The sequence below is a fragment of the Bacteroidales bacterium genome, assembly GCA_029210725.1.
In the GTDB taxonomy this organism is placed as follows: Bacteria; Bacteroidota; Bacteroidia; order Bacteroidales.
This window is the reverse complement of the sequence record JARGFM010000015.1, coordinates 1-19868: the sequence shown is the minus strand read 5'-3', so window position 1 is coordinate 19868 and position 19868 is coordinate 1. Positions and strand designations below refer to the sequence as shown.

General features: G+C 46.1%; 17 protein-coding genes and 3 tRNA genes. 11 read left to right on the top strand and 9 right to left on the bottom strand.

Going from position 1 to position 19868, the window contains the following annotated elements; genetic code table 11:
- Genes P1P86_09845 through P1P86_09830 form a run of 4 tightly spaced genes read right to left on the bottom strand, consistent with a single transcriptional unit; the run spans position 1 to position 3004 of the window.
- Positions 1-684 carry a phosphoribosyltransferase family protein gene (locus P1P86_09845; GenBank protein ID MDF1575476.1) on the bottom strand — a complete coding sequence of 228 codons (684 nt, stop codon included), beginning with the start codon at positions 682-684 and terminating at the stop codon, positions 1-3.
- Between the two features lie 27 nt (positions 685-711).
- Positions 712-1734 carry a 23S rRNA (adenine(2503)-C(2))-methyltransferase RlmN gene (rlmN, locus tag P1P86_09840; GenBank protein ID MDF1575475.1) on the bottom strand — a complete coding sequence of 341 codons (1023 nt, stop codon included), beginning with the start codon at positions 1732-1734 and terminating at the stop codon, positions 712-714.
- A gap of 3 nt (positions 1735-1737) precedes the next feature.
- The gene (locus tag P1P86_09835) at positions 1738-2403 is read right to left on the bottom strand and encodes an FAD-binding oxidoreductase (GenBank protein MDF1575474.1); all 666 of its coding nucleotides are present in this window, start codon (positions 2401-2403) and stop codon (positions 1738-1740) included.
- 1 nt (position 2404) lies between these two features.
- Positions 2405-3004 (bottom strand): class I SAM-dependent methyltransferase, encoded by a 600-nt coding sequence (locus P1P86_09830; GenBank protein MDF1575473.1) that lies wholly within the window; start codon positions 3002-3004, stop codon positions 2405-2407.
- Between the two features lie 103 nt (positions 3005-3107).
- Between P1P86_09830 and P1P86_09825 the strand changes: the two genes are divergently transcribed.
- The gene (locus tag P1P86_09825; GenBank protein ID MDF1575472.1) at positions 3108-4586 is read left to right on the top strand and encodes an outer membrane beta-barrel protein; all 1479 of its coding nucleotides are present in this window, start codon (positions 3108-3110) and stop codon (positions 4584-4586) included.
- A 54-nt stretch (positions 4587-4640) separates the two neighbouring features.
- Here P1P86_09825 and P1P86_09820 read toward each other — a convergent pair whose 3' ends face one another.
- The gene (locus P1P86_09820; GenBank protein MDF1575471.1) at positions 4641-5846 is read right to left on the bottom strand and encodes a dicarboxylate/amino acid:cation symporter; all 1206 of its coding nucleotides are present in this window, start codon (positions 5844-5846) and stop codon (positions 4641-4643) included.
- Positions 5847-5950: 104 nt separating this feature from the next.
- On the opposite strand from P1P86_09820, the gene mutS reads away from it, so the two are divergent.
- The 9 genes from mutS (at position 5951) to P1P86_09775 (ending at position 15564) form a co-directional block, all read left to right on the top strand.
- On the top strand, positions 5951-8566 hold the full coding sequence (gene mutS / locus P1P86_09815) for a DNA mismatch repair protein MutS (GenBank protein MDF1575470.1): 2616 nt from the start codon (positions 5951-5953) through the stop codon (positions 8564-8566).
- Between the two features lie 87 nt (positions 8567-8653).
- Positions 8654-8726, top strand: a tRNA-Gly gene (locus tag P1P86_09810).
- A 184-nt stretch (positions 8727-8910) separates the two neighbouring features.
- Positions 8911-8996: transfer RNA gene (locus P1P86_09805), tRNA-Leu, on the top strand.
- 205 nt (positions 8997-9201) lie between these two features.
- Positions 9202-9435 (top strand): hypothetical protein, encoded by a 234-nt coding sequence (locus P1P86_09800; GenBank protein ID MDF1575469.1) that lies wholly within the window; start codon positions 9202-9204, stop codon positions 9433-9435.
- Positions 9425-9718, top strand: a complete 294-nt coding sequence (locus tag P1P86_09795; GenBank protein ID MDF1575468.1) for a type II toxin-antitoxin system RelE/ParE family toxin — start codon at positions 9425-9427, stop codon at positions 9716-9718. Before P1P86_09800 ends, P1P86_09795 begins: the two co-directional genes overlap by 11 nt.
- Before the next feature lie 466 nt (positions 9719-10184).
- Complete coding sequence (gene lgt / locus P1P86_09790; protein MDF1575467.1) at positions 10185-11027, top strand: prolipoprotein diacylglyceryl transferase; 843 nt, start codon at positions 10185-10187, stop codon at positions 11025-11027.
- Between the two features lie 159 nt (positions 11028-11186).
- Entirely contained in the window at positions 11187-12116 is a 930-nt protein-coding gene (locus tag P1P86_09785) for an ornithine cyclodeaminase family protein (protein ID MDF1575466.1), read from the top strand.
- A 14-nt stretch (positions 12117-12130) separates the two neighbouring features.
- Positions 12131-13174: a proline racemase family protein gene (locus tag P1P86_09780; protein ID MDF1575465.1), complete on the top strand. Its 1044-nt coding sequence runs from the start codon at positions 12131-12133 to the stop codon at positions 13172-13174.
- Positions 13175-13296: 122 nt separating this feature from the next.
- Positions 13297-15564: an NADP-dependent malic enzyme gene (locus tag P1P86_09775; GenBank protein MDF1575464.1), complete on the top strand. Its 2268-nt coding sequence runs from the start codon at positions 13297-13299 to the stop codon at positions 15562-15564.
- An 80-nt stretch (positions 15565-15644) separates the two neighbouring features.
- On the opposite strand, the gene P1P86_09770 is transcribed toward P1P86_09775, so the two are convergent.
- The 4 genes from P1P86_09770 to P1P86_09755 all read right to left on the bottom strand — a co-directional run bounded on the left by P1P86_09770 (position 15645) and on the right by P1P86_09755 (position 19210).
- Positions 15645-16148, bottom strand: coding sequence for a sigma-70 family RNA polymerase sigma factor (locus tag P1P86_09770; protein MDF1575463.1), 504 nt, complete (start codon positions 16146-16148; stop codon positions 15645-15647).
- 221 nt (positions 16149-16369) lie between these two features.
- Positions 16370-17254, bottom strand: a complete 885-nt coding sequence (locus tag P1P86_09765) for a MerR family transcriptional regulator (protein MDF1575462.1) — start codon at positions 17252-17254, stop codon at positions 16370-16372.
- An 85-nt stretch (positions 17255-17339) separates the two neighbouring features.
- Positions 17340-17984: an O-methyltransferase gene (locus P1P86_09760; protein ID MDF1575461.1), complete on the bottom strand. Its 645-nt coding sequence runs from the start codon at positions 17982-17984 to the stop codon at positions 17340-17342.
- Positions 17984-19210, bottom strand: a complete 1227-nt coding sequence (locus P1P86_09755; GenBank protein ID MDF1575460.1) for a pitrilysin family protein — start codon at positions 19208-19210, stop codon at positions 17984-17986. The genes P1P86_09760 and P1P86_09755 overlap by 1 nt, the downstream gene beginning before the upstream one ends.
- Positions 19211-19303: 93 nt before the next feature.
- Here P1P86_09755 and P1P86_09750 point away from each other — a divergent pair.
- A tRNA-Phe gene (locus tag P1P86_09750) sits at positions 19304-19376 on the top strand.
- Positions 19377-19868 lie beyond the last annotated feature (492 nt).

Sequence of the window (19868 nt, the reverse complement as noted above, 5' to 3'; positions counted from 1 at the left end):
CTATGCACAAAATACGGTGGCAATGCAGATCCGGCATTTGAAATGTCTGCTCAATACCTGGCAACATGCTTCCAGGGTTGCCCCGGTGGTAACCACATCATCAATCATCAATATCTTTTTATCATTTAGATCAGGAGAAGGGTCGCAAAGCATGAAGGCTTCAGATATATTCTCAAAGCGCTCCTGCCGGTTCATGACAGTCTGCGAGGAGCTGTAGTCTTTACGTTTGATTATTCCTGCAGCCAGGGGTATCCCGGTTATTTCAGTAAGCCCCCGGGCAATGATTTCGCTTTGGTTATATCCGCGCTCCCTGAATTTTCTGGGATGTAGGGGTACAGGAATGATCAGGTCACTATTCGAGTAGGAGGAACACAAAAGAGCCTGTCCAAGCAGTCGCCCCAGGTAGAGTCCCGCCTTCCGGTTTCCCCGGTATTTAAGATCGTGAAGCAGAGACTGGCAGGAGGATCCTTTTTCAAATCGGAGCAGGGAGGTTCCGTAGATCACCGGGACCCTTCCCCAGAAAATCTGAGAGACCGGATTCTTCTGATCTTTCTCAAATCCGGTTCTTGGCAATTCAGTTTCGCAGGTAAAGCACAGTATTTCTCCCGGGCCGTGAAGCCGTTTCCCGCAAACCAGGCAGTTTGATGGAAAGAACAGCAACACCAGATCATTTATCCAGGTCATCCTTTTAAGGATTGATGGATTCAGTTGCTATTTATCAGCCAGCTTTTTGGTGGAAAGAAGACCACAGGCCGCCCAGATATCCTGCCCCCGGCTGGCCCTGATGGTTGTGTTTATGCCTTTGGATTTCAGTTTCTCCATAAATGCATGAATGCTTTGCTCGTCTGGCGATTCAAGGGGGGTGCCGGGGATGGGATGGAAGCGGATCAGGTTGATCCGGCACCGGATGCCATGAAGGATTCGTGAGAGTTCGTTCACATGCGCCGCTGAATCGTTGAAATTTTTAAACAGGATGTATTCAAAGGAGACCCTGCGTTGCCGGCCAAAATCCCAGGATTTGATCTCCTTTAAAACCTCTTTCAGGGGATAGACCTGCTGAACGGGCATCAGTTTCCGCCGTTCATTTTCAAAGGGAGTGTGCAGGCTTAGCGCCAGATGTGTTTCGCTCCGCTTAAGGAATTCGACCATGGCAGGGGTGATCCCAATGGTGGATACAGTGATTCTTCGTGGACTCAGAGCAAAACCCCAGTCCGCAGTGAGCACCTCCAGGCTTTTCAGAACCTCCTCCAGGTTATCCAGGGGTTCGCCCATTCCCATGTATACCAGGTTGGTGATCTCCCTCCATTCCGGAATACTTCTGTACTGGTTGAGAATCTCGCCTGAACTCAGATTTCCCTGGAAACCCTGTTTCCCGGTCATACAGAACAGGCAGCCCATTTTGCAACCCACCTGCGATGATATACATACTGTCTTTCGCCGTATTTCGGGAATATAGGCTGTTTCGATAAACTTTCCCCCGACGGCAGGAAATAGATATTTCCTGGTGCCATCGGCCGACTCCTGTACATCCACGGGGGGCATAAGCCCCGTAAGGTACTTTTCATCCAGCAGAACCCGGGCCTTCTTGGATAGATTGGTCATATCCCGAAAGGCAGAGACATCTTTCTTATAGAGCCATTCGACAAGTTGTTTAGCAGTGAAAGAAGGGAGTCCCAGGTTTTGACTTACTTCTTTTAACTCTTCCAGGGTCTTACCGAACAGTACTTCGCGCATGGATCAGAAATAGATTTCAGAGATAATATGACGAAAAGGAACCCCTTTGCTGATCAGAAGGTCCCTGACCTCAACCACCATATCGGCACTTCCACAAAGGTAATACTTTAAGGCGGGATCCAGTTCCGCTTGCTCTTCCAGATAGGCTGTTACCCTTCCGTGGTAAACATCCCGGTTCGTTTCAGCCGTGCAGCACCTGATGCAATTTTCGCCCAGGACCTCCCGGAATTCTCCGTAAAAATGGAACTGCTCCAGGTAACGGTTCCCATGGATCAGGATTTTGTTTTGCCCCAGAGCGGATCGCAGCATGGCGTAAAAGGGAGCGATTCCGGTTCCAGAGGCAATCCAGACAGCAGGTTCCGGTGTTCCGGTAAATTCTCCCCCCGGAGGAGTGATCCAGATGGAATCCCCGGCCATCAGATCGGAAAGTTGAGGAGTCAGATAGCCCTCATCCACCACTTTGTACAGAATCCGGATCTCCTCTTCCTTTTCCCCGCTGCAGATGCTGTAAAGACGACAGGCATCATCCTCGCGCAGGGTAATTCCGATGACCTGTCCGGCTCTAAAGTTGAAGCTACGTTTAAAGCTTATCAGGAACAGGCCCGGAGAGAGTTCTTCCGAGGAGAGGATATTTACCTGGCTTAATGAATGATTAAAACTGGTTGACATACTAATGAGGTTTTTTCCCAATATAGCGGATGACCGAGGCTTCTCCCTGGTGGAAGGGTCCTTCATCCAGCAGGATCTCTTTCTTCTCAAGAAACCTGGTTTCAAATGCGGCAAAATCCGATAAAAGGGTCTCCTTATCAAATAGCATTTCCAGGGATTTGGGACCTCCGGTGTCCCTGTTTGCCTGCTCTTTATGAAAGGCTTCCAGTATCAGGGATCCTCCTGGTTTCAGGGATTCAAATATTTTCTGATGCAGATATTCTCTCATGGGGCCTTCCACATGGAAGAAGATCAGTCCGGCCAAATCATAATAGTCCGGTTTAAAGGTAAAGTCCTCCAATAGACTCACCTGGTAGTTTATCCGGACTTTCTTTTCCGACGCCAGACCGATTGCTTTTTCATATCCTGACGGACTTTGATCAAAGGCATCCACCTTCCACCCTTTAAGGGCCGCATAAACAGCATTTCTGCCCTCTCCCTCTCCCGGAAGAAGAAGAGTACCCAAATCGGAATGCTCCAGCTGAGCGGCAAAGAAACCATTGGGTTCTTTGCCGTAAACATACTCCGGGTCACTGTATCTTTTATCCCATAAAGGTTTCATATCCTAGCATTTTAACGAATACAGAGATAACCAAAAAGAAGGAAAAATGTTGATATTCAAAAATATTTACTTTCTTGTGTGCGCTAAACATAAAAAAATTCTCATGAAAAGAATGAATTTATTGGTGCTTGGTATGCTGGTATCTTCCCAGATTTTGATGGCGGGTGGACTGGTAACCAATGTGAACCAGAGTGCAGCGTGGGTACGGATGCTAGCCAGGAATGCCACCCTGGGAGTGGATGCCGTTTACTTTAATCCCGCAGGCCTCGCCCAGCTGAATAACGGACTCCATCTGTCCGTTTCCAATCAGACCATTTTTCAGACCAGAACCATCTCCAGTGATTACCCCTATTTAGCTGGTTCTCCGGCAACTTACGAGGCGGATTTGATGGCCCCCATCTTCCCCAGTATATATGCGGCTTTTAAAGTGAATAAGTGGACTTTCTCCGGAGGGTTCAATATTATTGGAGGAGGCGGAAGCGCCGATTTTCCCACCGGACTTCCTTCTTTCGAAATTCCCGTGGCCTCCCTGGTACCGATGCTGCAGGGCGCACTAGCTCCCATAGATCAGGGAATCCTTGATGCGATTGGTACAGATCCGGGATTTCGCAGTATCACCGGTTATAACCTGGATGCTTCCTTTAATGGAACCTCTGCGTACATGGGTTACCAGCTGGGTGCTACCTATGCGGTGAATGATATGTTATCAGTCTTTCTTGGAGCCAGGATGGTTATGGCCAGCAACAGTTACGAAGGTTCGCTGAGCAGGATTACCATTGATGCCCCTGTTGCCTACGGCGGGACCATGCCTGCCGGTGATTATCTGAGGATTGTAGCCCTGACTCCCGGACTGGATCCTACTACCGTTGGTCTTCTGAACGGAACCGCTGCTGCCCTCGATATCCAGACGGCCGATAAAGAGCTGAATGCGACACAAAAAGGAACTGGCTTTACCCCGATTATCGGAGTGAACCTGCATCTTTCAGATATGCTTAATGTGGCGGTCAAGTATGAACATCATACCAAGATCGAACTGACCAATGATACCGAGGCGGATGATGTGGGCATGTTCCCCGATGGAGAGAAGGTCCGCGCCGATCTTCCCGGCATGCTCTCCCTGGGTGCGGAACTGAAGCCCATTAATAAACTTACGGCCAGTGTGGGATTCAACTATTTCCTGGATAAGCCGGCTTATTACGGAAAAACCGATGAAGCCGGGGAGCAGATCAATAACGAACTGTCCATTGATCAGAATGGGTATACCTTTTCCGCAGGCCTGGAGTATAAGCTGCTGGGTATTCTTGGTGTGAGCGCCGGGTATTATACTGGGAACAATGGAGTCAATGCCAGTTACCAGTCGGATCTCAGCTATGCATTAAAGAGCCAGACCGTGGGTGGCGGAGTGTTCGTGGATGTGGGCGAAAAGATCACCATCAATGCCGGGGTCAGCCTTACCATGTACGACGACTACAGCAAGTCGCAGTCCTATCAGCCTACCGGTTTTCCCCAGGCCGTGCCTTTTGCAGATGTCTATGGAAAGAACACCATGATTGTTGCCGTTGGGGTGGATATAAGTTTATAGAGACCCTCACAATATCTAAAAGTACCGTTCCACCTTCAGGAGGAACGGTATTTTTTATGAGTCGCCTTCCAGCCGGCTGATAACCACGGTCCCCACACTGTCTGAAAACACATTTACGGTGGTCCGGAACATATCCAGGATCCGGTCTACCGCCAGGATCATGGCCACTCCTTCCAGAGGAAGCCCCACAGCCTGGAGGATGATGGTCAGCATGACCAGTCCGCTCATGGGGATGCTGGCCGCACCTATGGAGGCCAGGACCGCGGTGAGCACCACAATGCCCTGTTGAGCCAGTCCCAGATCAAATCCATATACCTGGGCAATGAAAATGGTGGCCACACATTCATAAAGGGCCGTTCCATCCATATTGATGGTGGCCCCGATGGGAAGCACAAAGCCAGCTGCTTTTTCCGAGGCTCCCGATGTTTCAGTGACCGCTTTCATGGTTAAGGGGAGAGTCACGATGGTTGAACAGGTGGAAAAAGCAGTTATCAAAGCGGGAAGCATGCCCCGGTAGTGTTTAACCGGACTGCACTTCCCCAGGTATTTCAGGATCAGGGGGAGGGTGATAAAAAAATGAATGGCCAGGCCCGCCATAACAACCAGGAAGAACTTTCCCAGGGAGGCAAAAGCTTCAAAACCGGTTTTGGCCACGATACCGGCAATAATTCCAAACACACCGATGGGGGCGGTCCAGATCACAAAGGAGGTCAACTTCATCATGGCTTCGAAGGCAGCCTTGAAAAATCCGCCCATCAAGTGCTTTTGGTCTTTTTTCAGGCGTGTGACAAAAAAACCGAAGAGAAGAGAAAAAAAGATCACAGGGAGTACATCGCCGTTGGCCATGGCAGCAAAGGGATTTTCCGGAATCAGGTTAAGCAGCATCTCCCCAAAGCCCTGGTCCACCACTCCAATCCCTTCAGGCTGTTCCATCAGGCCAATTTCGGCGCCTTTCCCAGGCCGGAAAATATTCACCAGTAATTGTCCGGTGAGAATGGCTAAAACACTTGTACTAATGTAGTAAATGAATGTTCTCAAACTGATCTTTCCCAACCCTTTACCACTTCCAACCTGGATCACCGCACTGATGATGGAGGTGATTACCAGCGGCAGGATGGCCATTTTGAGAAGCCTCAGGAACAGTTCCTGCATGGGTTCAGCCACCGGTATAATGGGTTCCCCGATGAGCCAGCCAAAAAGGATTCCCAGAAAGAAACCGGCAAAAATAAGATAGGTAAGCGTGTGTTTTCCCGGACTCATAGTATGAAGTACGTGAAAAACCAGAAGAAATAAAAGCCCTTACTTTTCAACAACCCTTCGATAATCGTGACATTAGCTCTATTTTTGGGGGACAAGGTGTTTAGATGGCCACTCCGAAAAATATCGTTGAAACGCCTCTGATGAAGCAGTATTACTCCGTTAAGGCGAGTCACCCGGATGCAGTATTGCTCTTCCGGGTTGGAGATTTCTATGAGACATTTGGAGAAGATGCCATCCGAACCGCCGGAATCCTTGGCATTACACTTACAAAACGGGCCAACGGAGCAGCCTCCTCTGTGGAGCTGGCAGGATTTCCATACCATGCGCTTGACAACTACCTGCCTAAGCTGGTTCGGGCTGGGCAAAGGGTGGCCATTTGTGAACAGCTGGAGGATCCCAAACTCACAAAGAAAATTGTAAAAAGAGGGATTACCGAACTGGTTACACCGGGTGTTACCTACCATGAAAATGTGCTGGATAACCGGGAGAATAATTTTTTGGCCAGTATTTATCTGGGCCGGCAGATCAACGGCATCGCTTTTCTGGATATTTCAACGGGTGAGTTTCTGGCCTCTCAGGGCGATCAGAGCTTTATAGATAAACTGCTGACCAGCTTTAAGCCCAAAGAGGTCCTGGTACAGCGAAGCCATCGCGATCAGTTCCAGGAGATATTCGGGGATAGTTATTTCACTTTTTTGCTGGAGGAGTGGGTCTATACAGAAGAGAATGCCAGAGACAAGCTGCAGCAACAGTTTGGCACTCAGACCCTGAAGGGCTTCGGAATTCAGGAGATGAGTCATGGAATCATAGCCAGCGGAGCCATTCTTCAATACCTTGATCTGACTCAGCATAACCGCACGGGGCATATTTCCGGTCTGTCTCGCATAGAACAGGATCATTATGTCTGGCTGGACCGCTTTACCATCCGGAACCTGGAGATATTCCAATCCCTGTATGAAGGAGCTCCTACCCTGCTGGATGTGATGGACCGGACAGTCACTCCCATGGGATCCCGTTTGATGAAGCGATGGATTTCGCTTCCGCTGAAAGATGTACTGCTGATCCGTGAACGGCACAACCTGGTGGAGTACATCAGCCAGGAAGAAGAATTCAGGGACTTTTTGTCCCGGCAGATCAATCAGGTGGGTGATTTGGAAAGAATTATCTCCAGGGTGGCTGTAGGCAGGGTTAGCCCCAGAGAACTTATTCAGCTGAAGATCGCACTGGAAGCCATTGCTCCGCTGAAGGAACGATGCAAAAAATCGGAAGAGTTATCCCTGCAACAGCTGGCCTCTCAGCTGGACCCCTGTGCAGAGGTGAAGGATCGTATCGAAAAGGAAATAGAAGCAGAACCCCCGGCTCAGGTCCACAAAGGAGGCGTTATAGCAGCCGGAGTATCAGACGAACTGGATGAACTCAGGGAGATCATGTTTGCAGGGAAGGATTATCTGGTAGGCATGCAGCAGAGGGAGATGGAGCGGACCGGTATTTCGAGCCTCAAGATCGGATATAACAATGTATTTGGATACTACATTGAAGTCCGCAATACACACAAGGATAAGGTCCCTGAAGAATGGATCAGGAAGCAAACGCTTGTTAGCGCCGAACGCTATATCACTGAGGAGTTGAAGGCCTATGAGGAGAAAATCCTGGGGGCCGAAGAAAAGAGCCTGGCGCTGGAAGCAAGTCTGTATCAAAAACTGCTTACAGATATTTCCGGATGGGTGAAGCCTATCCAATTAAATGCTTCCCTGGTGGCGCGGCTCGATTGTCTTCTCTCCTTTGCTGTGACGGCCCTGGAAAACGGATACTGCCGGCCCGAAGTGAATGATTCTACCTGCATTGAGATCACCGAAGGGCGCCACCCGGTCATTGAAAAGCAGCTACCGGTGGATGAGACCTATGTCTCCAACAGTGTCAGACTGGATGAAAAAGACCAGCAAATCATGATTCTTACCGGTCCCAATATGTCAGGTAAATCGGCTTTTCTAAGACAAACCGCACTGATTACCCTGATGGCTCAGGTGGGAAGTTTTGTTCCGGCCGAGTCGGCCAGTATTGGCTGGGTGGATAAGATTTTTACCAGAGTGGGGGCCTCGGACAATATCTCTCTGGGAGAATCCACCTTTATGGTTGAAATGCTGGAGGCTGCGAGCATATTAAATAATCTTTCGGAGCGCAGCCTGGTCATTCTGGATGAGATAGGCCGCGGAACAAGTACCTACGACGGTATTTCCATTGCCTGGGCTATGGTGGAGTATATCCACGAGCTTCCGGGAGGGAAAGCAAAAACACTATTTGCCACACACTACCATGAATTGAATGAAATGGCGGCCTCTTTCTCCAGGGTCCGCAATTATAATGTTTCCATCAAAGAGCTGGACGACCGGGTCCTATTTCTGAGGAAACTGGTTCCGGGAGGCAGCGAACACAGCTTTGGGATTCATGTGGCCCGGATGGCAGGAATGCCCAGAAGTGTGGTTAAGAGGGCCAATGAGATTCTTGCAGAGCTGGAAAAGACCGGAGGAGAAAAGAATTTAAGTAAGCCCGTGGCCGAGCTGGCCGGAGGCAGAGAGGGCTTGCAGATGAGCTTCTTCCAGCTGGACGATCCAGTATTAAAGCAGATACGCGACCAGATAGCCGATCTGGATATCAATAACCTCACTCCGGTGGAGGCGCTCAATAAATTGAACGAGATAAAGAAGCTATCTGGATTATAATCAGCCTTTTGAGGACTAATCAATCTGAAAAATAGAACGATTTGGTTTGCAGGATTGATTTTTGCGTACTATATTTGCAATCCATTTGCGGGAATAGCTCAGTTGGTAGAGCACGACCTTGCCAAGGTCGGGGTCGCGGGTCCGAGTCCCGTTTCCCGCTCAAATGAAGAAAAGGGTGTCCAGGCGGGTGCCCTTTTTTCATGCCCGGCATTCAGATTAAAGCATTTTGATTAAATTTGCAAGCCAGCGCTGAGCAAAGGCAACTGCCAGCTTGATGCCAGGATGGCAGGGCAAATTGTAGTTAGAAAGGTATTATACATATTTTATGCAACTACCAGCTTGATGCCCGGATGGCGGAATTGGTAGACGCGCTGGACTTAAAATCCAGTGGCCAGTAATGGCCGTGCCGGTTCGATCCCGGCTCCGGGTACGGAAACGGAAGAAACAGATTTTTGATCTGCATCTTCCGTTTTTTTATTTTGTAACTCATTGGTAATCTGAAATATCTCATCAAAAAACTTGTTTCAAGAATAGGTTCGATATAATAATTTCAAATCAGATATAACTACGTCGCCATCAGTCATCTATTATCTGCATATCCATGCAAATTTGTATCTTTAGGAAAAATATGAATCATGCAAACGATTCGATTACGCGTAAAGGATAAAGTGTACAAGAATTTGATCAGGCTTCTTAGCAAATTCAGTAAAGATGAAGTCGAAGTGATTGAAGAAAATGATACATTTCTATCCATCCAACAATACCTGGAAAAGGAATTAGCCAGCGTTGAAGAAGGCACTGCGAAATACACGACTGTTAAAGCCTTAGAAAACAGACTTGATGCAACTATCCATAAAAATGAAGATTAGAATTCTTAAAACATTTGGGGATAGACTAAATGATCAAGTTGATTATATTGCTAAAGATAAACCAGGCGCAGCAAGAAAGTTTAAAACAGATATAATAATAAGGATCAGGGATATTCCCGATATGCCTTTTGCTAACCGAAAATCAATCTTCTTTGATCGTGAAGATATTCGAGATTTAATTTTTAAAGGATATATAGTTATTTATAAGGTTGATGATAAAAAAGGTATTATAACAGTATTCGGTTTTTCAAAATACAAAGACGATCCATTTAAAAAGAAATAATAACTGGCGTTATGTAAAATATTTATATGGGGTTAGAAAGGTATTCCGGCTTTTGGCACTTTTTTATTCCGACATTGGCGGAATGCTTATTCGGTTTAAATTGAATCAAGATGAGTTGAATTTGAACTTATATCCAGCTGCCAAATCAAATCCAGATCCTTCAAAAATGGTTCGGAAAACAATCCGGCTCTGGGTACAGAAACGGAAGAAACGGATTTTTCATCTGTTTCTTCTTTTATTATTCTGTAACTCATTGGTAATCTGAAATATCTCATCAAAAAACTTGTTTCAAGAATAGGTTCGATATAATAATTTCAAATCAGATATAACTACGTCGCCATCAGAACATATTCCCACTCCCGATCACACCCGGTCTCACTGATAACTGGTGTTCACATTTATATATTTTGGATATCAGGATATTGAAATTAATGTTAGCTTTATTTTTACCTCAACTCTATACCTTATGGTACTTTGTGCAATAACCTGGGATTTCGATCCGGAGATTTTTTCAATCGGTAACCATGGTATCAGATGGTATGGCTTAATGATTGCTTCAGCCTTATTTGTCGGGTACTTGATTTTTAAACGATTTCTCCGTGGGAACAAACTCACATTAGAAATGGTCGATAGTCTATTGGTTTATCTTGCAATTGCCGGTATAGTTGGTGCAAGACTCGGTCATTGTTTATTTTATGAACCAGACTATTTTCTGAAGAATCCGTTGGAGATCCTCAAAATTTGGAAAGGGGGACTGGCAAGTCATGGTTGGGCCATAGGCATTCTTCTCGCTCTTTGGCTTTATAATAGAAAATATAAGATTCCTTTCCTCTGGCTTATGGACAGGATTGTAATTGTGGTGGCTTTAGCCAGTGTCTTCATCCGTCTGGGGAATTTTTTCAACTCAGAAATTTATGGTTTTCCAACCAATTTGCCCTGGGGTGTGGAATTTGTCAGAGATAGGCTTTACGATAGTACTACTGGTAATATACTCCCAACTGTGCCAAGGCATCCAACACAATTATACGAAGCCCTTAGTTACTTTTTGATTTTCATTTCATCATTCGTTTTTTATCGAAAGAGGAACATGGAAGTACGGGATGGTTTCATTTTCAGTGTCTTTATGATTGTCCTGTTTAGTGCAAGATTTTTAATTGAATTTTTGAAGAATGACCAGGTCACCTTTGAAGCAGGAATGAGTTTAAATATGGGACAGTTGTTGAGCCTTCCGTTTATTATTGCAGGTATCGGGATAATTGTCTGGACGAAAACGAAACCAAGGTACTTTTCAAAGGAGAATAGCGAATAAAATCAATACATAACGCCGCTATTGGCTTTTTAGCTGAGCCTTTAAACTCGGTTCTTACAAGTACAAACTCGCACCCTGTTTCAACCAGTATTCAAATATGGGATCATTAAAAATCATAGTTTTATGTTAATTTCATATTTTGTTCCCTAAGTCTTTGACATGAAAAATTTTAGCAGCCAGGACATAGCAAATGCCTCCACTGTCGTTCAGTGGACGGATGCCATGGAACAGGCCTTCATTGACACCGCCAAGGGGATCGTTGAGGTACCTCAAAGGGTTCATGTCGACCGAGGTTCCAATACACTTCTGCTGATGCCCTGCTTTGGAAGCTCCTATTTTTCCACGAAGATCGTCTCTGTTTTTCCTGAGAACCTGAAAAAAAAGGAGCCTTTGATCTATGGTTCGGTCGTTCTGAATGATGGACAGACCGGAAAGCCCCTGGCCGTTTTGGATGGAAGTAAATTAACAGCGATGCGTACAGCCGCCGTGGGAGCTGTGGCTATACGTTACCTCGCCCCGACAGAAGCTTCCTCCCTGGGGATTGTTGGTCTGGGTATTCAGGGATTTCACCAGGCGCTTTTTGCCTGTCAGCAGCGCCCCATAGAAAAACTCAGGATCCTGGATCGCTCCGAAAAGGTCATGTCCCGGTTTACAGACCGGTTTATGAGCTTTTATCCGGACATTGAAGTCATATCCTGTAAAAGTGCAGAGGAGCTTTGCGAGCAATCGGAGATCTTAATTACTGCTACCGGATCGCAGCGGGCCGTTGTACCGGCCCGGGGTGAATGGTGGAAAGGGAAAACGATTATCGGGATTGGTTCCTATAAGCCTGATATGAGAGAATTTCCAGATGAGATATTTGCGCATATCGACCAGGTTTTTGTTGATACCCCGGTTGCTCTTGTTGAGACCGGAGATCTGATGGAACCCCTGAAAAAAGGGTTGATCCGGGAAGGGCAGGTAATCCCTCTGTCGGAACTGATCCTTGAAAGAGTTAAACGAAGCGGGGAAACCCGGTTTTTTAAATCGGTGGGCATGGCGGCATTTGACCTCTATGGGGCCAGGCTGGTTTATGAAAGCCTCTCCTGAAATCAATGGAAATCGTGGATCGCAAACTTAAAAAGGTGAAATGGGACCCACCCGGCCACTGGCTCAGGATCTCAACCATGGATATGCATACCGGAGGAGAACCACTTCGGATACTTCTGGATGGATATCCGGAAATAAAGGGCGGGTCCGTGCTGGAGATGAGAAAGTATTTCAGGGATCACCTGGACCATATACGTAAAGGCCTTATGTGGGAACCCCGGGGCCACGCGGATATGTATGGGGCGGTGCTTACCAGACCCTTTACGAAAGAGGCAGATTTCGGGACCTTCTTTTTGCATAATGAAGGGTACAGTACCATGTGCGGACACGCCATTATTGCCCTGACGAAATTTGTACTGGATACGGGACTGATTGAGATAGCAGGAGACGCTCCGCAGGTAATCATTGATGCTCCTCCGGGACAGATTGTCTCCACCGGCTTTCGGGAACAGGGGATCGTTCATTCGATTTCCTTTAAAAACGTTCCCTCATTTGTGTTGTCCAGAGATCAGCAAGTTGAGGTGCCGGGACTGGGAAAGGTACAGTATGATGTGGCTTATGGCGGTGCCTTTTATGCCATTGTGGATGCAGACAGATTGAATATATCGATGGAGCCTTCGGGAGTTAACAGAATGATTGAAACCGGCATGCAGATCAAGCATAGTGTGATAAAAAAGCAGCAAATCAACCATCCCTTTGAGCCGGATCTGAGTTTCCTGTATGGAACCATCTTCACAGGAAAGGCGCACCATCCCTCGAGAGATAGTCGCAATGTTTGCATATTCGCCGATGGCGAAGTGGATCGTTCTGCCACAGGTTCCGGAGTGAGTGCACGTGCAGCGCTGCATTTTGCAAGAGCAGAGTTGAAAATGGGACAGTCTATGATGATCGAAAGTATCCTGGGAACCACCATGGAAGTCAGGGTGGCCGAATTGACACGCTTTGGACCCCATGAAGCGGTGATACCTGAAGTTACGGGTTCGGCTTCCTTTACTGGCAGAAACAGTTTCTGCTTCGATCCGGAGGACCCTCTGAAGGAGGGTTTTTTCTTCAGATAGACATTCAGGGGATGGCAAGGTGGACATGCTGCTTAACAACATGATGTTTTAGGTCATTATGAATGACAATGAGATCACACTCTTTGTACTTTTATGATTGATTACTAAAAACATATCTGGTTATGTCTAAAAATACCCGCGAAGATGCCCTGAATTACCATAGCAGTGGAAGACCAGGGAAAATAGAAGTTATACCCACCAAACCATACTCTTCTCAGAGGGATCTTTCACTGGCCTATTCGCCCGGTGTGGCTGACCCCTGTCTGGCGATCAAAGATAATCCGGAGGACGCCTATAAGTATACGGCAAAAGGGAACCTGGTGGCAGTAATGTCAAATGGAACGGCGGTACTCGGCCTGGGTGATATTGGTGCTTTACAGGGTAAGCCCGTGATGGAAGGGAAGGGCTTGCTTTTTAAGATATTTGCCGATGTGGATGTGTTTGATATCGAGATTGACCGCAAGGATGTGGATCAGTTTATTGAGGTGGCTAAAGCCATTGCTCCTACTTTTGGAGGGATCAATCTGGAAGATATCAAAGCGCCTGAGTGTTTTGAGATAGAGACCCGCCTGAAAGAAGAGCTGGATATTCCGGTATTTCATGATGATCAGCATGGAACGGCCATTATTTCTGCCGCCGGCTTGCTAAATGCCCTGGAATTGGTTGATAAGAAGATTCATCAATTGAAGATTGTGGTCAATGGTGCTGGCGCATCAGCGATTTCCTGTGCAAAACTCTATATTTCCCTGGGGGTTAAAGCCGAAAATCTGTTTATGGTTGATTCGCGCGGTGTTCTGAATACCCGTAGGGAAGGGTTGAATAAGTATAAGAAAGAGTTTGTCAGGGAAACCGAAGCCAATACTCTGGAGGAGATCATGAAGGGGGCTGATGTATTCCTGGGTCTTTCAGTTGCAGATGTGCTGACTCCGGAGATGCTTAAATCCATGGATCGTGATCCCATTGTATTTGCCATGGCCAATCCCAATCCTGAAATTTCTTATGAGAAAGCCATCGCCGCCAGAAAGGATATCATTTTTGCCACAGGGCGATCCGATTATCCCAATCAAATCAATAATGTGCTTGGCTTCCCTTTTATTTTCAGGGGGGCTCTGGATGTCAGGGCCACCTCCATTAACGAAGAGATGAAAATTGCGGCAGTAAATGCACTGTCTTCTCTGACCAAAACCAATGTGCCAGAGGTGGTCAACAAGGCCTATAAGGTCGAAAATCTGTATTTTGGAAGGGACTATATCATTCCGAAGCCGCTCGATCCCAGGTTAATTTATCATGTGGCACCCGCTGTGGCCAGGGCAGCCATGGAGAGTGGCGTGGCCAAAACACCCATCACGGACTGGGAGGCTTATGAAGAGGTGTTGAAGGAGAGGATGGGAATAGAGAATCGTTTGATTCACGAGGTTAGAGTGAAAGCTCAACAGAATCCAAAACGGCTTGTCTTTGCGGAAGCGGCCAGTTTTAAAATGCTAAAGGCTGTGCAGACGATCATTCAGGACAAAATTGCTAATCCGTTATTGTTGGGAGATAAGCAACGGATAGAACAGTTAATTGAAGAGTATCATCTCGATCTTAACGGGATTGAAATACTGGATCAGGCAGCTCCGGAAATGGAGGCAACCAGAAAAAAATATGCGCAGAAGCTCTATAAAATCCGTCAGAGAAAAGGGATGACTTATGAGGATGCATTAAAGCAGATGCGCCTGTCCAACCAGTTTGGAATGATGATGGTAACCGAAGGAGATGCAGATGCATTTCTTTCAGGGTTCTCCAGCAAATATGCCGATGTGATCAAACCCGCCATACAAATTGCCGGCACCAATAATCCTCAGCATCATATTGCCGGCATGTACATTGTTCATACAAAGAAGGGTCCCTACTTTTTCGCTGATACCACCGTAAATGTGCAACCCTCTGCCCGCACACTGGTTGACGCCACGGTCATGGTGGCTGAACAGGTCTCTCATTTTAATATGGAACCGGTGATTGCCCTGGTCTCTTATTCAAATTTCGGAGCCATTAAAGGCGCCAGCGCCCTCCGTTCCCGTGAGGCTGTAGAGATCCTTCACAGGGAGCATCCCGAACTTATTGCGGATGGAGAAATGCAAATGAATTATGCCTTGAATACGGAATTGAGGAAACAGAAATTCCCGTTCAGCAAATTGGGTAACCGAAAAGTGAATACCATCATATTTCCCAACCTGAGTTCTGGTAATATCGCTTATAAAATGATGCAGGAGATCGGGGGAGGAGAGGTCACCGGGCCCATTCTTCTGGGATTAGGAAAACCAATTCATATCCTGCAGATGGAGAGTGAGGTTCGTGAAATCATTGATATGGCTGCATTTGCAGTTGTTGATGCTCAGTTTCGCGGGTAAATTCTTCGTGGATGGGAAAAGATAAAGGGCAGTCTTGTTGGAGACTGCCCTTGTAATTCCTTCTATATCCGCTTATACTCCTACTGATAGTCGGCGAGTGATTCCATTAATTTCTTCCTGGTAAAGAAGATCCGGCTTTTCACGGTACCTATTTTCAAGTCAAGCTTTTCAGCAATTTCTTTATACTTATACCCTTCTGTGTGCATTAAAAAAGGAATCTTTAGCTCATCCTGCAACTTATCGATGTGTTTGTTGATCTCTTTATGCTGCATACTGGAATCTGGCTTGATAAAGTTAGATTCTCTGGAGTTGTTGAGGTAGTAAAGATCCTTGGTGGTATCAACAATTGTGTTTTGTCTGACGGACTTCCTGTAATTATTTATAAAGGTATTCTTCAATATAGTGTATGCCCAGGCTTCAAAATTTGTGAATTCAACAAATTTATCTTTGGAAGAAAGAGCTTTCAGGTAAGTCTCCTGAACCAGATCTTTTGCGGCTTCGCGGTTGGAAGTAAGACTAATGGCAAATCTCTCAAGTCTTTCTTCCATATTTATCAGTTTGCTGTTAAATTCCATTGTTGTCATAATATCAGGTGCTTTATGTTCTACAATCGCTTAATTGTTTAACAAATATATGATATAATTAAACATTGGTCAAGCTTTATTGATTTATAACCCATTGAAATATAAAATATTCCAAATAAGGTAGAGAAGGGAAAGTCTTGATAATAGAGGATTAAGAGGTATTTTAATATCAGCCATTCTAAATTACAGGAACCTCGGCTTTTTTTTATTTGTTCCCGGTATCAGGACAAATTGCCCAAAAAGCTGGTAAGGTCGTGGATCTGCTTCAGATAGATATGGTTCGGCGACAGCTTATCAGGAAGGTCTCCTTTGCAGCTTGAGAAGTACAGGATCTTTTTATCCGGAAGAGCCACCCCCAGCTCTTTCAGATAGGAGCCAAGGTCAAAACCAGGCTGTAGATTTGCACTGGAGACCAGGATAAAATCGAATTTCTTGGAAGCGCCAATGGCCAGTATATCGGAGTAGGGAATAGATTGTCCCAGGTAGAGAACCTCATGATGGGACTCTTTGATCAGATACTGGGCAAACAGCAGGGCTATTTCATGCCATTCCCCTTCCGGAAGAAACAAAAGAAACTTTTTCCCTGCCGGGTTAAAAGCTTTTGAAAGAAGTTCAGTGGCGGAAATAATTTTTTGCCTGATCAGATAAGTTACCAGATGTTCCATGGCTGGATAGACATCTCCTGATTGCCAGAGGATTCCAACTTTCTCCAAAAAGGGATAAAGTACCTCCGTAACCGTCGGTTTGAACCCAATTTTATGAATCGATTTATCGATGACTGCCTCCAGTTTGTATTCATCCAGGTCAATCATAGAGAGCACCATGGAGTCGATAAGTACAGCGTTGGTCTCTGCTGTTGCGGATACCCGGATAATCTCTTCACGAAGTTCCAGGTCGTTCAACCTGGCAATATTGGATATTTTTATACCATGCCGGTAAAGTACAGCGACATTCAGAATTTTTTTCAGGTCACTGTCGGTATAATATCTGATATTGGTGTTGGTGCGGTGGGGCTCAATCAGATTGTATCTTTTTTCCCATATCCGGATGGTATGGGCCTTAATTCCTGCGAATTTTTCCAGCTCTTTGATTGAATAAACAGCCATTTAGATAGGTCTTCTAATCACTTACAGGCAGTAAACAATTTACAGAAAGGAATTGTTTACTCTTATACTTAATTATATTAAACAACTACTTCTTTTTAATTACCATAATGCCGTCCCTGACAGGCAGCAGGAGATTTTCCACCCGAGCATCTGCCGTAATCATTTTATTGAATCGGTCGATGGTGCTGGTAGTATGATCCCTTTCTGAAGCCCCCAGGACCTTGCCTCCCCAGAGCACATTGTCAGCCAGAATATATCCACCCGGCCGGAGCTTTTCAAAAACCAGAGGGTAATAGTCCGGATAGTGATCTTTATGGGCGTCAATAAACACCAGGTCAAAGGGGCCTTCTATTTCAGGTATGACTTTCAGGGCATCCCCGTTGATCAGCTGAATCTGTTCAAGAAGATTTGCTTTTTTAAAGAAATGCAGGGCAGTGGAACGAAGTTCATCATTGACCTCGATGGTGATCACTTTCCCCCCGGGCCTGAGTCCCCGCGCCAGGCAGATGGCCGAATACCCGGTATAGGTTCCTATTTCAAGGATTCGCGTTGGTGCGATCATGTTTGAGAACATGGAGAGATAGCTTCCCAGGATGTGCCCCGACAGCATTCTTGGATGTACCTCTTTCAGATAGGTGTGGCGGGCCAGCTCCTTAAGCACCGGATCTTCCGGGGAAGAATGTTCTACCAGGTATTGGTCCAGGGATTCAGCATTTTCAAAAAGATTCATTACTCAAAAATAAGGGTATTCAGATTCCGGGGATCCAGGATCTCATTGGCCGTTTCCCTGAGCATTTCAGGAGTAATAAGTTCCAGGTTCTGACGGATGGTTTCCAGGTTGTCCACCTGATTAAAAACCAGGTGTCTTTTGGCCGATGTAAGCATCAGGTGCTCGTTATTTTCGTATGAAATGGCCAGTTGTCCCATCAGCTGTTTCCGGGCATGACTCATTCTTTTATCTGTGATCAGGGAGGTGCGCAGCTTGCGGATTTCTTCCCGGCTAACCTGCATGGAACGGTTGAATTTATCCGGATCACAACTAAAGTAGATCATAATCACCCCGGTGTCCGTATAAGGAGCATAGTGCGATTCTGCACTGTAGGAGTATCCCCTGCGTTCTCTCAGGGCCATATTGAGCCTGGAGTTCATACCCGGCCCCCCAAGGATATTATTTAATAAATAGAGCTGTAATCTTTTTTGGTCGGGCAATGCATAGGCAGGCCCGACCATCATGCAGTGCTTCTGGAAAACATTTCGTTTTTCAATAAGCTTCTCTGCTGTAACAGCTATAGGTTTGATCCGCTTCCTGCTTCTGGGTTTTTGCGGAATGTCTCCAAAATATTTTTCGGCGACCTGGCAGAACTTCTTAAAAGGGATATCACCGGCCAGGGAAAGGACCATCTCTTCCGTAGAGTAGTTCTCCGCCAGGAATTTTTCCAGCGTTCCGTTCCGGAAGCTGCCAAGGGACTCCTCGGTACCCAGGATGTTTCTTCCAATGGGATGCTTGGGAAAGAGTAACTCCTCCGCCCGGTCAAAAATCAATTCGGAGGGAGAATCTTCGTAGCCCTGGATTTCGCTCAGGATCACTTCGGCCTCCTTTTCCCGCTCTTTTTCCGGGAAAGAGGAATGCAAAAATATATCCTGGATTAATTCCACGGCTCTGTTAAAGTCCTGTTTCAGAAAGGAGGCATACAGGGCCGTCTCTTCTTTGGTGGTATAGGCATTAATTTCCCCGCCAACATCTTCCAGCCTGGATATAATCTGATAAGGGGATCTTTTGGCCGTGCCTTTAAAGAACATATGCTCCATAAAATGTGCCAGCCCGTGTTCTTCTGGATTTTCATCCCGTGTGCCCGTATGAACAAGCAGGCCAAAATGAGCCACCTCCGAAGAGTGGGGTCTGTGAATGAGCCTGATGCCATTCGTTAACTGGTATGTCTGTAAAAAGGAGGTCATTTTCGCCACAAAAGTATAAAATCCAGCGCATTTAGAGCCATAATGGGAATTTTCCAAAAAAATATATAAATTTGCCTCGCTTTTTACAGCATCGGTGCCATAGCTCAGTTGGTAGAGCACAGGACTGAAAATCCTGGTGTCCCTGGTTCGATTCCTGGTGGCACCACCGCCAAACCGCGAAAGCCCCCGTTTATCTTCGGATGTTCGGGGGCTTTGCAATTGATGTTTACGGGGTAGTTGACTGATTTAATGAGGAAAGGATTCATCAGGAAGACAGCTGTGGCCAGACACAAGAAGCTGAACACTACCCAAAATCAGAGTTAATGTAATCTAATTGCATTCGGTTGTAAAATAAATATTTGGGCTGCCTTCTGATAAGACGAACATATCTCTATTCGTTGGGGGGAATGGAATTGTCCAGACACATACTTTATATAATGTTGGCATATTATTGATTAATAATCCTTGTAACAAAGTATTATCATAGAATTTCACGGTAAACAACCACCCGTATTTACGGCTATGAATAGGTTGCTCCTTCAAAAATAACATTCTTACCCTTAAGCCAGGGGTATTTCTGTCGGGAAAACGTTTGCATTACCTCCAGTATCAGGGGGAGATTTCTTTTCTTCTTCAGCTGTACTGTGATTGCATCTTC

Coding starts and splice junctions, on each gene's coding strand:
- P1P86_09845 (MDF1575476.1), bottom strand. CDS start 684: ATGACCTGGATAAATGATCTGGTGTTGCTGTTCTTTCCATCAAACTGC.
- rlmN (MDF1575475.1), bottom strand. CDS start 1,734: ATGCGCGAAGTACTGTTCGGTAAGACCCTGGAAGAGTTAAAAGAAGTA.
- P1P86_09835 (MDF1575474.1), bottom strand. CDS start 2,403: ATGTCAACCAGTTTTAATCATTCATTAAGCCAGGTAAATATCCTCTCC.
- P1P86_09830 (MDF1575473.1), bottom strand. CDS start 3,004: ATGAAACCTTTATGGGATAAAAGATACAGTGACCCGGAGTATGTTTAC.
- P1P86_09825 (MDF1575472.1), top strand. CDS start 3,108: ATGAAAAGAATGAATTTATTGGTGCTTGGTATGCTGGTATCTTCCCAG.
- P1P86_09820 (MDF1575471.1), bottom strand. CDS start 5,846: ATGAGTCCGGGAAAACACACGCTTACCTATCTTATTTTTGCCGGTTTC.
- mutS (MDF1575470.1), top strand. CDS start 5,951: ATGGCCACTCCGAAAAATATCGTTGAAACGCCTCTGATGAAGCAGTAT.
- P1P86_09800 (MDF1575469.1), top strand. CDS start 9,202: ATGCAAACGATTCGATTACGCGTAAAGGATAAAGTGTACAAGAATTTG.
- P1P86_09795 (MDF1575468.1), top strand. CDS start 9,425: ATGAAGATTAGAATTCTTAAAACATTTGGGGATAGACTAAATGATCAA.
- lgt (MDF1575467.1), top strand. CDS start 10,185: ATGGTACTTTGTGCAATAACCTGGGATTTCGATCCGGAGATTTTTTCA.
- P1P86_09785 (MDF1575466.1), top strand. CDS start 11,187: ATGAAAAATTTTAGCAGCCAGGACATAGCAAATGCCTCCACTGTCGTT.
- P1P86_09775 (MDF1575464.1), top strand. CDS start 13,297: ATGTCTAAAAATACCCGCGAAGATGCCCTGAATTACCATAGCAGTGGA.
- P1P86_09770 (MDF1575463.1), bottom strand. CDS start 16,148: ATGACAACAATGGAATTTAACAGCAAACTGATAAATATGGAAGAAAGA.
- P1P86_09765 (MDF1575462.1), bottom strand. CDS start 17,254: ATGGCTGTTTATTCAATCAAAGAGCTGGAAAAATTCGCAGGAATTAAG.
- P1P86_09760 (MDF1575461.1), bottom strand. CDS start 17,984: ATGAATCTTTTTGAAAATGCTGAATCCCTGGACCAATACCTGGTAGAA.
- P1P86_09755 (MDF1575460.1), bottom strand. CDS start 19,210: ATGACCTCCTTTTTACAGACATACCAGTTAACGAATGGCATCAGGCTC.